General features: G+C 72.7%; 12 protein-coding genes. 5 read left to right on the top strand and 7 right to left on the bottom strand.

Features of this window, described 5'->3' with window-relative positions:
- Positions 1 to 8: 8 nt before the first annotated feature.
- Together ACZ597_RS07820 and ACZ597_RS07825 are read right to left on the bottom strand one after the other, a co-directional pair.
- Positions 9 to 749 (bottom strand): YcnI family copper-binding membrane protein, encoded by a 741-nt coding sequence (locus ACZ597_RS07820; RefSeq protein WP_471326362.1) that lies wholly within the window; start codon positions 747 to 749, stop codon positions 9 to 11.
- 109 nt (positions 750 to 858) lie between these two features.
- Positions 859 to 1,674 carry a hypothetical protein gene (locus ACZ597_RS07825; protein WP_471326365.1) on the bottom strand — a complete coding sequence of 272 codons (816 nt, stop codon included), beginning with the start codon at positions 1,672 to 1,674 and terminating at the stop codon, positions 859 to 861.
- Between the two features lie 324 nt (positions 1,675 to 1,998).
- Here ACZ597_RS07825 and ACZ597_RS07830 point away from each other — a divergent pair, with 324 nt between their 5' ends.
- Positions 1,999 to 2,502, top strand: coding sequence for an ATP-binding protein (locus ACZ597_RS07830; protein ID WP_471326368.1), 504 nt, complete (start codon positions 1,999 to 2,001; stop codon positions 2,500 to 2,502).
- Between the two features lie 58 nt (positions 2,503 to 2,560).
- On the opposite strand, the gene ACZ597_RS07835 is transcribed toward ACZ597_RS07830, so the two are convergent.
- Both ACZ597_RS07835 and ACZ597_RS07840 read right to left on the bottom strand, forming a co-directional pair.
- Positions 2,561 to 4,027 (bottom strand): aminopeptidase P family protein, encoded by a 1,467-nt coding sequence (locus ACZ597_RS07835; protein ID WP_471326370.1) that lies wholly within the window; start codon positions 4,025 to 4,027, stop codon positions 2,561 to 2,563.
- A 142-nt stretch (positions 4,028 to 4,169) separates the two neighbouring features.
- Entirely contained in the window at positions 4,170 to 5,771 is a 1,602-nt protein-coding gene (locus tag ACZ597_RS07840; RefSeq protein WP_471326373.1) for a PP2C family protein-serine/threonine phosphatase, read from the bottom strand.
- 423 nt (positions 5,772 to 6,194) lie between these two features.
- On the opposite strand from ACZ597_RS07840, the gene ACZ597_RS07845 reads away from it, so the two are divergent.
- The gene (locus ACZ597_RS07845) at positions 6,195 to 6,926 is read left to right on the top strand and encodes a bifunctional DNA primase/polymerase (RefSeq protein WP_471326376.1); all 732 of its coding nucleotides are present in this window, start codon (positions 6,195 to 6,197) and stop codon (positions 6,924 to 6,926) included.
- 119 nt (positions 6,927 to 7,045) lie between these two features.
- Complete coding sequence (locus ACZ597_RS07850) at positions 7,046 to 7,606, top strand: hypothetical protein (RefSeq protein ID WP_471326379.1); 561 nt, start codon at positions 7,046 to 7,048, stop codon at positions 7,604 to 7,606.
- Positions 7,607 to 7,787: 181 nt separating this feature from the next.
- Here the strand turns inward: ACZ597_RS07850 and ACZ597_RS07855 are convergent, their stop codons facing one another.
- The 3 genes from ACZ597_RS07855 to ACZ597_RS07865 form a co-directional block, all read right to left on the bottom strand.
- Positions 7,788 to 8,762, bottom strand: coding sequence for a DUF5926 family protein (locus ACZ597_RS07855; RefSeq protein WP_471326382.1), 975 nt, complete (start codon positions 8,760 to 8,762; stop codon positions 7,788 to 7,790).
- A 167-nt stretch (positions 8,763 to 8,929) separates the two neighbouring features.
- Entirely contained in the window at positions 8,930 to 9,547 is a 618-nt protein-coding gene (locus ACZ597_RS07860; protein ID WP_471326806.1) for an ATP-binding protein, read from the bottom strand.
- An 81-nt stretch (positions 9,548 to 9,628) separates the two neighbouring features.
- Positions 9,629 to 10,429 (bottom strand): glycerophosphodiester phosphodiesterase, encoded by an 801-nt coding sequence (locus ACZ597_RS07865; protein ID WP_471326384.1) that lies wholly within the window; start codon positions 10,427 to 10,429, stop codon positions 9,629 to 9,631.
- 289 nt (positions 10,430 to 10,718) lie between these two features.
- Between ACZ597_RS07865 and ACZ597_RS07870 the strand changes: the two genes are divergently transcribed.
- Both ACZ597_RS07870 and ACZ597_RS07875 read left to right on the top strand, forming a co-directional pair.
- Positions 10,719 to 12,296, top strand: a complete 1,578-nt coding sequence (locus tag ACZ597_RS07870) for a S1C family serine protease (RefSeq protein WP_471326387.1) — start codon at positions 10,719 to 10,721, stop codon at positions 12,294 to 12,296.
- A 115-nt stretch (positions 12,297 to 12,411) separates the two neighbouring features.
- Positions 12,412 to 13,317, top strand: coding sequence for a LysR family transcriptional regulator (locus ACZ597_RS07875; RefSeq protein ID WP_471326390.1), 906 nt, complete (start codon positions 12,412 to 12,414; stop codon positions 13,315 to 13,317).
- The last annotated feature ends 53 nt before the right edge of the window (positions 13,318 to 13,370 follow it).

A 13,370-nucleotide genomic window follows, 5' to 3' on the forward strand; every position in this document is an offset into this window, starting at 1 on the left:
CCGCCGCCTTACTCGGCGGCGCGGCGGCGCGAGGTGATGCCGAAGGCGACGCCGGCGAGACCGACGACGATGCCCACGATGCCGAGGGTGCGGGCGGTCGTGTCGGAGGCGCTCTTGGCGGCCTCGTCGTGCCCGCCCTTCTCCTCGCCGTCGGTCTTGTCGCCGTTCTTGGCCCCGTCGGCGGCCGGCTTGGCGGCGGCGCCGTGGTCGTCCCCGCCCTTGGCGGCGGTCAGCTTCAGCACGGGCGCCGGGGTCTGCGGCTCCGGGGCCCCCTCCTTGGGCTCCTCGATCCAGCGGACGATCTCGTTGTTGTCGTACGTCTGGATCGCCTTGAAGACCATCTTGTCGGCGTTCTCGGGGAGCTTGCCGACGGAGACCGGGAACTGCTGGAACTTGCCGGGCTCGATCTTCCCGCCGGTCCAGGTCACCTTGGTGACGACCTCGTTGATCTGCTTGCCGTGCACGGACAGCGGCTTGTCGAGCTTGGTCTTCTCGACGGTGGACGTCCAGCCGGGGAGTTCCTGCGGCATGACGGACGTGAGCGGCTGGTCGGCCGGGAAGTTGACCTCGACCTGGGTGGTCGAGGCGTTGTCCCGCTCGTTGGGGACCTTGAAGTTGATCGTCGCGTAGCCGCCCTTGGCGGCCTCTCCGGCGGGCTGCACGCTGACGTGCGCGAAGGCGGTACCGGACAGGGCGAGGACGGAGCCGGCGGCGAGGGCGGCGGCGAAGGAGACGCGAGAGGTCTTCACGGCAGGAACACTCCACGGAAGCAGTGGTGACGTCGTCTCCGCACGCGGGCGCGCGCGGAGGTCGCGGCACCGGTGCTCCCGCCGGTGTTCCGGGGAGTGGGGTGCCGCGTCAGGCTGCGAGGGCGAACGACGCCGTCGGAGGCCCGCGCCGGACCACGGTGTGCTGCAGTGCGTCCCGGCCGGTCGAGGCCGCGGGCGCGGCAGCGCTCCGGCGGGCCCGGGGGCCGCGCGCGGGTGCGCCGGGGAGCCCGGCCGCGAGGGCGCGTACGAAGGCCAGCGCTGCGCGCAGCGGACGTACGGGGTCGGCTTCGGCGGAGAGCCGGGACAGTTCGACGAGCCGGAACAGCGCGGCGTCGCCCCGGGCCAGCAGCCAGCCGGCCGCGAGCGCGGCCAGCAGGTGGCCGATCAGCATGGCCGGGCTGAACAGGCCCGTCGCCGGTGCCGCGGCGCCCCCCGCCAGGTGGGCGTGGGCCATGTGGCCCTGAGCGGCGGCCTGGGCGGCCACGGCGGCCGGGTCCAGTCCGGCGGTCTCCAGGATCTGCCGGGCGTCGGCCGGGCTCAGCGGTACGGAGTTGCCCCCGCAGACCAGCTGGGCGGCGAGCGCCGCCAGCGAGGCGTCGGCGCTGCCGGCCGGCGCCTGGGCGGCCGCGGCGCTGTGCTGGCCGAGGCCGAACAGCGTGTGCAGCCCCAGCTGGCCGACGGCCAGTCCGGCGGCGATGCCGGGCAGCGGGCGACGGCGTCCCGCGAGGGTGGCCGCGACCGCGAAGACGGCGATGAAGGCCAGGGCCAGCGCCCACCACGGCACGGTCGCGCAGGAGGCCACGGCGTGGCCGGCCGCGGACAGCACGACGCAGACCGCGGTGAACACCGCGGCCCGGGTCATCCGGAGGCCTGCTCCGGCGCGTGTCGTGTGGGTGGCAGTCATGGCCGGGCAATCATCGCACTGGGCCCGGGCCCTGCCTACGGCAGGTGCTGGAGGGACCCTTGGGTTCCGGTCGCCGGTCGGCGTCCGGTCCGTGCCGGGTCAGCCCGCCGTCAGCCCGCACGCCGTGCGGGCCGGGCACTGACGTTGCGCTGACGGGACGGTGGGAAGCCCCCGGCCGGGGGCGCGGCACCGGGTCCGGCCGGGGTCCCGCCGCCGCCCCCGCGCCCGCGTACACCGCCGCCCGCGAAACGCACATCGGCCGAATGAGGGCTGTGCCGGCCGCCGGGGGCTTACGGCCCGGTGCGGGCGGCAATAGGTACCCGTATGAGCATCTGGTGGTCTCTCCACTTGAGGCGCGAAGCCGCGAGCGTGCCGCTCGCCCGGCGGCTGCTGCTGGGGACGATGGAGACCGCGGGGGTGGACCCGGACATCTGCCACGACCTGTCGGTCGCGCTGAGCGAGGCCTGCGCGAACGCGGTCGAGCACGGCGGCCGCGCCGGCCGTCCCGGCGCCGACACCGGCGCAGGCCCCGGCGGGAGCTCCGCCGGCGGCGCCGCGGACGGGACCGAGGCGTACCGCGTCACGGCCTACCTGGACGGGGACCGCTGCCGCATCGAGGTGGCCGACTCGGGTCCGGGATTCCCGCCCTCGACGGTGGCCCGTCCGAGATCCGCCGGCTCCTGCCTCGCGGAGAACGGCCGGGGGCTGCACCTGATCGAGCAGCTCTCCGACCACGTCCGCTTCCGCAACCGGCCGGGCCGCGGTGCCGTGGTGAGCTTCGACAAGATGCTGAAGTGGCGGGACGGCGCCCTGCTGAAGGCGTCGTAGTACGGCGGTGGGCGGGAGCCGCACCCGGTTCCCGCCCACCCCTGCTCACGCGCCGGCGTCAGCCCTTCAGCCGCGCCATCCACGCCTCGACCTCGACCGAGGTGCGGGGCAGCCCGGCCGACAGGTTCCGGTTGCCCTCCTCGGTGACGAGGATGTCGTCCTCGATCCGGACGCCGATGCCGCGGTACTCCTCGGGCACGGTCATGTCGTCGGCCTGGAAGTACAGACCGGGCTCGACGGTCAGGCACATGCCCGGCTCCAGCGTGCCGTCGACGTACGCCTCGGTGCGCGCGGCGGCGCAGTCGTGCACGTCCATGCCGAGCATGTGGCCGGTGCCGTGCAGGGTCCAGCGACGCTGGAGCCCGAGCTCCAGGACCCGCTCGACCGGGCCCTCCAGCAGGCCCCACTCGACGAGCTTCTCGGCCAGCACGTGCTGGGCCGCGTCGTGGAAGTCGCGGAACTTCGCACCTGGCCTGACGGCGTCGATGCCGGCCTCCTGGGCCTCGTACACCGCGTCGTAGACCTTGCGCTGGATGTCGGTGTACGTGCCGTTGATGGGCAGCGTGCGGGTGACGTCGGCGGTGTAGAGGGAGTGGGTCTCCACGCCGGCGTCGAGCAGGAGCAGGTCGCCGGAACGGACGGCGCCGTCGTTGCGGACCCAGTGGAGGGTGCAGGCGTGCGGGCCGGCGGCGCAGATGGAGCCGTAGCCGACGTCGTTGCCCTCGACGCGGGCGCGCAGGAAGAAGGTGCCCTCGATGTAGCGCTCGGAGGTGGCCTCGGCCTTGTCGAGGACCTTCACGACGTCCTCGAAGCCGCGGACGGTGGAGTCGACGGCCTTCTGCAGCTCGCCGACCTCGAAGGCGTCCTTCACCGCGCGGGCCTCGGAGAGGTAGACGCGCAGCTCCTCGTCGCGCTCCTTGGTCACCTTGTCGGTGAGGGCGGATTCGATGACGGAGTCGTGGGCGCGGACGACGCGTACCGGGCCGGTCGCCTCGGTGAGGGCCTCGGGGAGCTCGCGCACGTCCTTGGCGGGGATGCCCAGGAGCTGCTCGGCCTCGGTGAGGGAGTGCCGGCGGCCGACCCAGAGCTCGCCCTGGCCGGACAGCCAGAACTCGCCGTTCTCGCGGTCGGAGCGGGGCAGCAGGTAGACGGTGGCCTGGTGGCCGGTCTCCCCGGTGGGCTCCAGGACCAGGACGCCGTTCTCGGTCTGGTCGCCGGTGAGGTAGGCGTACTCGGTCGAGGCGCGGAAGGGGTACTCGGTGTCGTTCGAGCGGGTCTTCAGACGGCCCGCCGGGACGACCAGGCGCTCGCCGGGGAAGCGCGCGGACAGCGCGGCGCGGCGGTCGGCGGTGTGGCCGGCCTGGGCGATGGGCTCCAGGCCGTGCAGCTCGGTGTCGGCCCAGCCGGAGCGCATGTTCTCCGCGAGTTCGTCGCTGACGCCCGGGTACAGCCCGTTCTTGCGCTGCTTGTGCTTCTTCTGGGGCTGCTCTTCTTCCGGGGTCTCCGGGGTGAGCTCGTCAGCCACGTCTTCTCCTCAGCTACTACGACATGCAAGGACCGGGTGCGGACCCCGTCCATCGTATGTGCGAAGGGAAGGCCCCCGGCTCGACCTGTGACATATCAGTCAAACCGGGCGCAGGCTTCCGCGGTGGCGCAGGGGGCGGGCCTCAGTCGAACCGGGCCGCGAGCAGTACGACGTCCTCGGACTCGTCCTCGGCCGCGCCGGGGCCCTCCTCCGGGAGCACCGTCTTCAGGATGTGGTCGCAGATGGCCGCCGGGTCCTCCCGCGCGCCGCGCGGAACCCCCGCGGCGGCCGCGTGCAGGCGGGCGTAGGCCCGGTCCATGGAGTCGCCGGTACGGCGCAGCAGCCCGTCGGTGTAGAGAAGCACCGTTTCTCCGGGCGCGGGCTCGATCTCCACGCTCGGTGCCTCCCAGCACGCCAGCATCCCCAGCGGGGCGGAGAGCGAGGTCTCCACGTACTCGGTCCGGCGCTCGCCGATGAGCAGCGGCGGGGTGTGCCCCGCGCCGGCCAGGACGATCTTGCGGGCGGCGGGCTCGCAGTACGCGAAGAGCGCGGTCGCCGAGCGCGCGGGCTCGGTCAGGCGCAGCAGCAGTTCCAGGTCGGACAGGACCGCGACGGGGTCCTCCCCCTCCATCACGGCGTACGCGCGCAGCGAGGCCCGCAGCCGCCCCATCGCGGCGACCGCGCTCGGGCCGGAGCCGGTGACCGATCCGACGGCCAGCCCCATGGCGCCCTCGGGCAGCGGCAGCGCGTCGTACCAGTCGCCGCCGCCGCGCGGCCCCGTACGGTGCCGGGCGGCGAGCTGGACCCCGGGGATCCGGGGCAGCCGGCTGGGCAGCAGCTCCTCGGCGATGGTGGCCAGCCGGTCGCGCGAGCGCGTGACCTCCACCATCCGGGCCAGGTGCTCGGCGGCGTGCCGGACGTACAGCCCGACCAGGTCGCGCTGGCGGTCGCTCGGTTCGGCCTGTTCGTCGTACAGCCAGACGGCGGCGCCGAGCCGGCCCGTGGCATCGGCGGTCACCGGGAGCGCGTAGCTCGCGGCGTAACCGAGCCGGGCCGCGACCTCCCGGTGGCGGGGGTCGACGGGAGGCTCGTGGCCGCCGGGCCCGGGCACCGCCGGAGCGCCCGGCTCGGGCAGCACCTCGGAGCCGCCGTGGGCGTCGGGGAGTCCGTCGAGGATGCGGCCGTACGAGGTGGCGCTGCGCGGCACCGTCTCGATGTGCCCGAGGTCCGCGCGGCCGAGGCCCAGGCCGATGGTGGTGGCGGGGCCGAGCCCGTCGGAGGGCTCCAGGACCACCAGTCCGCGGCGCGCGCCGACGAGGGCGGCTCCGGCGCGGAGGAACTCCCGGAGGGAGGAGTCGAGGTCGTCGGCCCGTGCGAGGCGCTCGGTGAGTTCGTGGAGGGTGGTGAGGTCGGAGACCATGCCCGCCAGCCGGTCCTGGATGACGCTGCTCGCCGCGGGCGGGGCGCCCTGGGCGGGGGCGGTCCGGGCGGAGCCGGCAGAGAGTCCCGGCGAGGCCGTGGACGTGGATGTAGCGGAGGTGGAGCCGGGCGCGGGCGCCGCAGTGTGCGCTGACGCTGTAACCGCTGGATCGATTCCAGCCACTTTCGGCAGATGCGGGGCGCTCATGGCGTCCGCCTTTCCACCTGGTGCGATTCGCCATATAGCATCGCAAACCCCCAGATCGTGCTGCGCCGCCATCAATGGATCCACATCTACACGCACACGAGGATCGATGTCCAGCATTGCCCAGGCGGGAATACTGGTGTCCGTGGGACGGCAACTCACTGTCCAGCCGAGGCTAAAACTTGGCCGGAAAAAGCGCCAAGCAGACGGTTTTTGCGATCGACTGGAGGGGCGCTCCAGGGCTGCCGGGTACGTAATCGATGGTGCCCGGGGTCAGTTGACGCCCTCCCGCGCACCGCCGGGGAACCACCCGGCGCGGGTAGCCGTCCTTAGCGGCGGCAGCCGGTTTCGAGACCGGTGCGGGTCGCCCGGACCGCTCGCTCCGGGTCCCCGCCGGACGTTTGACGGACCCGTAAGAAAACTGCACGAACCGTGTGAACCTGCTTCTGGCGGACAGTGACGCGAAACGTGTACGTGTGGTGAAACACCGGTTACATGGTGTGATGTGGCCCTTCGGCGTTCAACGGAAAGGAACGAGCGCTCATGCGCGAGATCCTCGGAAGGCGTCTCCAGCGGCTCCGCGATCGCTTGAAATTCCCGCGGGCGGCCGCCTCCCGCCCGGCCGCGGCGGGTGCGGACGGCGCGGCGGGCGCCTCCCTGCTCGACGGGGCGCTGACCTGCGCCACCGTCTGGAACTGGCCCGTGCTCCCGGGCGTCGGCCGGGTCGGCGCCGACAGTGCGCGGTGCGCCTGCCCCGACCCCGACTGCGTGGTGCCCGGCGCGCATCCCTTCGACCCCGGGCTGCTCGCCGCCACGGCCGACGCCCGGATGGTGGCCTGGTGGTGGAACCGGCGGCCCGCCGCCCCGGTGCTGCTGGCCACCGGCGGCAGGGCTCCGTGCGCGGTGAGCCTGCCGGCCGGTGCGGCCGCGCGCGCCGTCGTGCGGCTGGAGGCGCAGGGCATGCGGCTCGGCCCGGTCGTCGCCACACCCACCCGGTGGTCCCTGCTGGTGGCTCCGTACTCGCTGGAGCGGCTCGGCGAACTCCTCTACGCGAAGGACCACGTGCCCTCCTCGCTGCGCTTCCACGGCGAGGGTGGCTACCTGCTGCTGCCACCGTCCACGGCCGGCGGCGGCGGGCAGGTCCGCTGGGAGCGGGAGCCCGCGGCCGGGCCCGGACCCGAGGGTCTGTGGCTGCCGGAGGTCGAGGCGGTCGTGGACGCGCTCGTCGAGGCGAGCAGCGGCGCGCCCGGCGGCGGCAGTCGGCTCGCGTACTGAACGTCAGCCGGCGGCAGCGGGCCGCCGCATCACTCGTACGGGTGCCAGCGCGACGGGTTTCCAAGGGAATTGGGCGCGGGGATCTCCGTGCCCCATTCCCGCGTCGCTATCTTCGGCGAATGAATCTCCGCCTGATCGGTATCGGCGCCGGCGTGCTGATCATCTTGTCGCTTCCCCTGGCCGGAGCGATCGCCGGGCCGGATTTCGCCGGTCAGGGTGACGGAAAAGGCGGGGGGCTGCTCTCCTCGCTGGGCCTTTCCCGCGCTTCCGGTGCGCCGGACGGGACGCGGCCCGCCGCGGCGCCCGCGCGGCCGGGGCCTGTCGAACAGCCGCGTACCGACTCCCGGTGCGGGCCCGAACTTTCCGCTCCGCAAGGGCTGGAGGCGCAGACGTGCGTCCTGGAGAGCGCGGGACAGACCTGGGGCCGCAGCTACTACCGCAACACCAGTGGGCGCGCGCTGGACGCCGTACTGACCGTGATGGGGCCGGCCGGGCGGACGGTGCAGATCCGCTGTGCGGTGGGCGCGGGGGACGAGCCGGGGTTGTGCGAGACGCCGCGGGGCGATTCGGTGGCAGCGCCGGAGGACTACTCGGCCGTAGCGGAGTTTGCAGTTCCGGATGAGGAAGGGCGACTGCTGTTGCGGTCCGGGAGCAACTCACCGGGCCCGTCCGAAGGTTGAGCGCCACCGGAAAGACAAGGGCCCGGTCGCTGGCGACGGGGGATGCACCAGCGACCGGGCTACAAGAACGGTAACAAGAGATCGCCTGTTCGCAAATTCGATCTCTGATATTCAGACATCGATTTGCAGGCGATTAGCGGGAGTTGTGACCCCAGTCACCGGACCCGCGCGTGCCCGTCCGTCAGCTGAGCGTGATCTGGCGGTTGGTGAGCCCGCCGCGCGCGCGGCGCTCCTCGGCGGTCAGCGGCGCGTCGGCGGACAGGGCGGCTGCCAGGCGCTCCGCGAACTCGGCGGCGGGCTTCTCCACGTCCTCCGCGGAGACCCCGGTCGGCAGGTCCCAGACGGGGACGACGAGGCCGTGGGCGCGGAAGGAACCGACGAGCTTGGTGCCCTCGCCGAGGGAGGACGTGCCCGCCGCGTGCAGCCGGGCGAGGGCGTCGAGCAGCGTCTCCTCGGGGTGCGGCATGACCCAGCGCAGGTGGTTCTTGTCCGGGGTCTCGCACCAGTAGGCCGCGTCCACGCCCGTCAGCTTGACGGTCGGGATGGCGGCGGCGTTGGCGCGTTCCAGCGAGGCGGCGATCTCCGGGGAGGCGTTCTGGGCGTTTTCCGCCTCCGGAATCCAGAATTCGAACCCCGTGTGCACAACCGGCTCGAAAACGCCGTCCAGGTCGAGGAGATCCTGAAGTCGCGGACCCTCGGCCGGCACCCGTCGGGCCGGGACCGGAGTGCCCGGCTCGGCGGCGAGCGCGCGCTCCAGGGTGTCGGCCATGTCGCGGGCCAGGTCGCCGGTGGTCGACTCGTTCTGGAGGCCGAGCAGGACCGAGCCGTCCTCGCGCCGCAGGGCCGGCCAGGCCATGGGCAGTACGGTCACCAGGGTGACGGACGGGACGCCCTCGGGCAGACCGCCCTTGAGGGTCAGCGGGATCGTGGCCGCGGGGACGAGCTCGCGCAGCGCCACCCAGTCGCACTCACCCGGCAGTCCCTCGAACGGGCGCTGCACGTGCTCGGTGGCGGCGTGCGAGGCGGCCGCGCCGTGGCAGGCCTTGTAGCGGCGCCCGGAACCGCAGGGGCAGGGCTCGCGCGCGCCGACGACCGGGATCTCCCCGTTCTCGAGCTGGGGCTTCGCGGTCTTCGCGGCGGGGCGCTTCTTGGCCATCGTGGGTGTCTCCCGGTTGCGGCGGTACGGCGGTGTCTCTGGGCGCGAGCCTAGCCGTTCGTACCGCCGGAACCGGTGGGGTGCGGCCGGGAGCACGGTCGGCGTGCGCTCCCGGACGGCCGCCTGTGCGGATGGCCGGTGCTACTGGTCGTACAGGCGGATCCGGTTCACGGATCCAGATCGTCGAAGGCCGATGCGAAGTCCATCGCCGGGGCGGTGACGCGCGTAGCGAAATCGTCGTGCCGGGGCCCCCGGGCGACGATCACCCAGACGGTGACCTCACCCGCCGCTCCGTCCCGGACACCCCAGTCCTGGGCCAGGGCGCTGATGATGTTCAGCCCCCGCCCGCCGTGCGCGGTGACCGAGGGCGTGGCCGGGATCGGGCGGGTGGGGCCGCCGCCGTCCGTGACCTCGACCGTCAGCCGTCCCGCGGTGTCGACGCGCCACGCGGCGCGTATCTCTCCGTCTCCGATCTCGTGCCGGCCCAGCGGCCGGCCGTGGCGGCAGGCATTGCTGAGCAGTTCGGAAAGGATCAGTACGGCATCGTCCACGACCGATTCGGACAGGCCGCTCATGCGCAGCTGTTCGCGCATCCGCTGCCTTGCCTCGCCCACGCCCGCAGGACCATGGCGTATGTCCATGCACGACGACGTGGGCACTTCCTGTGCCATCACCAACGCCACCCCCGGAACCTCCTTAGCCCCACGCCATGGTCTGGATGCCCCGATGGCCTGGACCGGAAACCGCCATGACGAGGACCTCTGGCGCCGTCCTGACGCATTCATGACTGCCGGATGCGGAGCGGATGCGCCGGTGCACTCCCTGTCACGCACGGGGCGTGTGTGACGGGTGGGCAAAAGGGGACGTCAGCGTCCGAGTTGTGACAGAACCTGACGTGGCCTGTTCGTGATGATCGCTTCTACACCCAGATCAGCGCATAGCTGAACATCTTCGGGAGCGTTCACCGTCCATACGTGTACGGAGTGTCCGGCGGCCTGGAGCTTGCGGATGAAGCCGGGGTGGTTGCGCACGATGCGCATCGCCGGGCCGGCGATCCGGACCCCCGCGGGCAGCCGCCCGTCGCGCATCCGGGGAGAGACGAACTGCATCAGGTACACGGTCGGCACCGTCGGTGCGGCCGCCCGGACCCGGTGCAGGGAACGGGCTGAGAAGCTCATGACCCGGACCGGGTGCGGGCCCCCGGCGGGCGGGGCGTCCAGTCCGAAGCGCTTGAGGAGGAAGAGGAGGCGCTCCTCCACCTGTCCGGCCCAGCGGGTGGGGTGCTTCGTCTCGATCGCGAGCTGGACGGGACGCCCGGCGTCGGACACCAGCTCCAGCAGCCGTTCCAGGGTGAGCACGGAGGTGCGCTCGGGGTCCGCGTCCCAGTCGGGGGACTCCTCCCGGTCCTTCCAGGAGCCGAAGTCGAGGGCTGCGAGGTCGGCGAGCTCCAGGGCGGAGACCGCGCCGCGGCCGTTCGAGGTGCGGTTCACGCGGCGGTCGTGGACCAGGACCAGGTGTCCGTCCGCGGTCAGCCGGATGTCGCATTCGAGGGCGTCGGCGCCGTCCTCGATGGCCTTCCGGTACGCGGCCAGGGTGTGCTCGGGGGCGTCCTCCGAGGCGCCGCGGTGGGCGACGACCTGGATGGGGCTCGGCGATGCGTGGGTCACCCGGTCATGGTGCCACCGAGAAGGCCTGGCGCGTCGGGGTGAGTCCTGCGGGTGCGTCTGATATGTCGGATATAAAGGATGGGGGTGGATGCACAGGTCCGGCTTACAGTGCCCTGACGGGCCATGGGAAAGGCTTCGTCCTGGAACTTGTACGGCACCTCGAACGTTCAGTCGGACCGATGCCAGGTGGATGTCGGGCCGGTTTCGCCCGAAATGCCCAAAAGCTGAGACGTCAGAGCCTGTGCAGCCGTGTAAGCCTGTAAGCCGTGTGTGACGAGGAGAGAGCGCTGTGAGCACCGAGAACGAGGGCACCGCGGCCCCGACGCCCCCCGCGGCCCCGTCCGTACCCCCCGCGCCGGCCGCCTCCACCCCCGACCTGACGAAGGCCCCGGCCGAGCCCGCCGCGGCCCCGGCCTACCAGGGGTACGCGCCCGGCCGGCCCGAGGCCCCGGCCGGGCGCGCGCAGGCCCCGGCCCCCGCGCAGGGTGCCGAGCAGACGCAGCAGCTGCCCCCCGCCCCGGCGGCGCCGCCCGCAGCGACCCCGGCCTACGGTTACGACCAGACGCAGGCCCATGTCCAGAACCCGGCCCAGCCCCAGGCCCCCGTCGCGCAGACGGCGTACGGTGCCGAGGCCTGGCCCCCGCCGCCGCCCGCGGTCCCCGCGTACGGCGGCCAGGGTGGCCACGGCGGTGCTGCCTGGGGTGCCCCGCTCAGCACCGACGGAACCCCGCCGCCCAAGCCGAAGGGCAAGGGCGGCATGGTCGCGGCCGTCCTGGTGGCGGCCTTGCTCGCGGGCGGCGTCGGCGGCGGCGTCGGCTACTGGGCGGCCGAGCGCAACAGCGGCGGCGGCTTCGGCTCCACCACCATCACCGCGGGCAACACCCCCAAGGACCTCAAGCGCGACGCCGGCTCCGTCGCGGGCCTCGCCGCGAACGCCCTGCCCAGCGTCGTCACCATCGAGGCCTCGGCCGGGGACGGCGAGGGCGGCACCGGTACCGGCTTCGTCTACGACCAAGAGGGCCACATCCTCACCAACAACCACGTGGTGGCCTCCGCCGCGAACGGCGGCAAGCTCTCCGCGACCTTCTCCAACGGCAAGAAGTACGAGGCCGAGGTGATGGGCCGGGCCCAGGGCTACGACGTCGCCGTGATCAAGCTGAAGAACCCGCCCGCGGGCCTCAAGCCGCTGCCGCTGGGCGATTCCGAGAAGGTCGCGGTCGGCGACCCGACCATCGCGATCGGCGCCCCCTTCGGCCTGTCCAACACGGTCACCACCGGCATCGTCAGCGCCAAGAACCGCCCCGTCGCCTCCGGCGACGGCTCCGGCGGCAAGAACTCGTACATGAGCGCCCTGCAGACGGACGCCTCCATCAACCCGGGCAACTCCGGCGGCCCGCTGCTCGACGGCCGCGGCGCCGTCATCGGCATCAACTCCGCCATCCAGTCCGCGGGCGGAGGCGGCGGCTTCGGCGGCGGCGGCCAGGCCGGCTCCATCGGCCTCGGCTTCGCCATCCCGATCAACCAGGCCAAGAACGTCGCGGAGTCCCTGATCAAGACGGGCAAGCCGGTCTACCCGGTGATCTCCGTCTCCGTGGACCTCCAGGCGAAGGCGGACGGCGCCAAGATCTCCGAGCAGGGAGCCCCCGCCAACGAGCTGGTCGACCCCAACGGCCCGGCCGGCAAGGCGGGCCTCAAGCCCGGTGACATCATCACCGAGTTCGGCGGCAAGCAGGTCGACAGCGGCCCGACCCTGATCAGCCTCATCTGGACCTACAAGCCGGGCGACACGGTGAAGCTGACCTACCTGCGCGCGGGCAAGCCGACCACGGTCGACATCACGCTCGGCTCGCGCGTCGGCGACAAGTAGCCTCGGGCGGGCTGCGGGCGCCGGTGTGAACGGGCGCTCGACAGTGGCTTGATGGGAGGGGCCGTGGGCGGGATTCCGCCTACGGCCCCTCCCAATATCTGCTTATGCTTCGCTCGTGTTCGATTCACGGCACATACGGACATTCCATGAAGTGGTCGCAGCGGGTTCGTACTCGGCGGCCGCTCGCGTCCTGGGCTACACCCAGCCCGCGATCACCCAGCAGATGAAGGCGCTCGAACGCGCCGTCGGCACACCGCTGTTCACCCGTGTCGGCCGCCGTATGAAGCTCACCGAGGCCGGTGAGTCCCTGGCCCGGCACGCCGAGTCCATCCTCGGCAGCCTCTCCGCCGCCGAGGCCCAGCTGAAGGCGTACACGCGGCTGCGCACCGGGCGGGTGCGGGTCTGCGGATTCCCCAGCGCCAATGTCACCCTCGTCCCCGAAGCCCTCAGTGGCCTGGCCAAGGACCATCCCGGCGTCCAGGTCGAGCTGCTGGAAGGCGAGCCGCCGGAGTCCCTGCGCCGGCTCCAGCGCGGCGAGTGCGACATCACCCTCGCCTTCACGTACCCGGGCCTGCACGAGGAGGTCCCGGAGGAAGTCGCCGAGGTCAGGCTGCTGGAGGACCAGCTCACGGTGCTGCTGCCGACCGGCCATCCGCTGGCCCGGCGCCGGGCCGTGCACCTCGCGGACCTCGCCGAGGAGCGGTGGATCGCGGGTTGTCCGCGCTGCCGGGCGAACCTGCTGCACGAGTGCGCGGAACTGGGCTTCGTACCCGACATCCGTTTCGCGACCGACGACAACCTGGTGGTGCAGAGCCTGGTCGCACAGGGTCTGGGCGTGGCGATGATGCCCGCGCTGGTGCTGCCCTCGCTCTCCCTCAGCCGGGTCTGCGGGCGGGTTCTGGAGCCCGCCGCCCGCCGCCACATCGCCGCGTACGTCTACCGGGACCACCTGCGGATCCCGGCGACGGCGGTGGTGCTGGACGAGCTGAAGAAGGTCGCGTCGAACCGCGTCGGCTGCTGATCCGGAAACCTTCGCGGTCCCCGATCCATAAGCTCTGCTTGGGATTTCAGGTC

It is taken from the genome of Streptomyces sp. NPDC040718, from assembly GCF_055593565.1.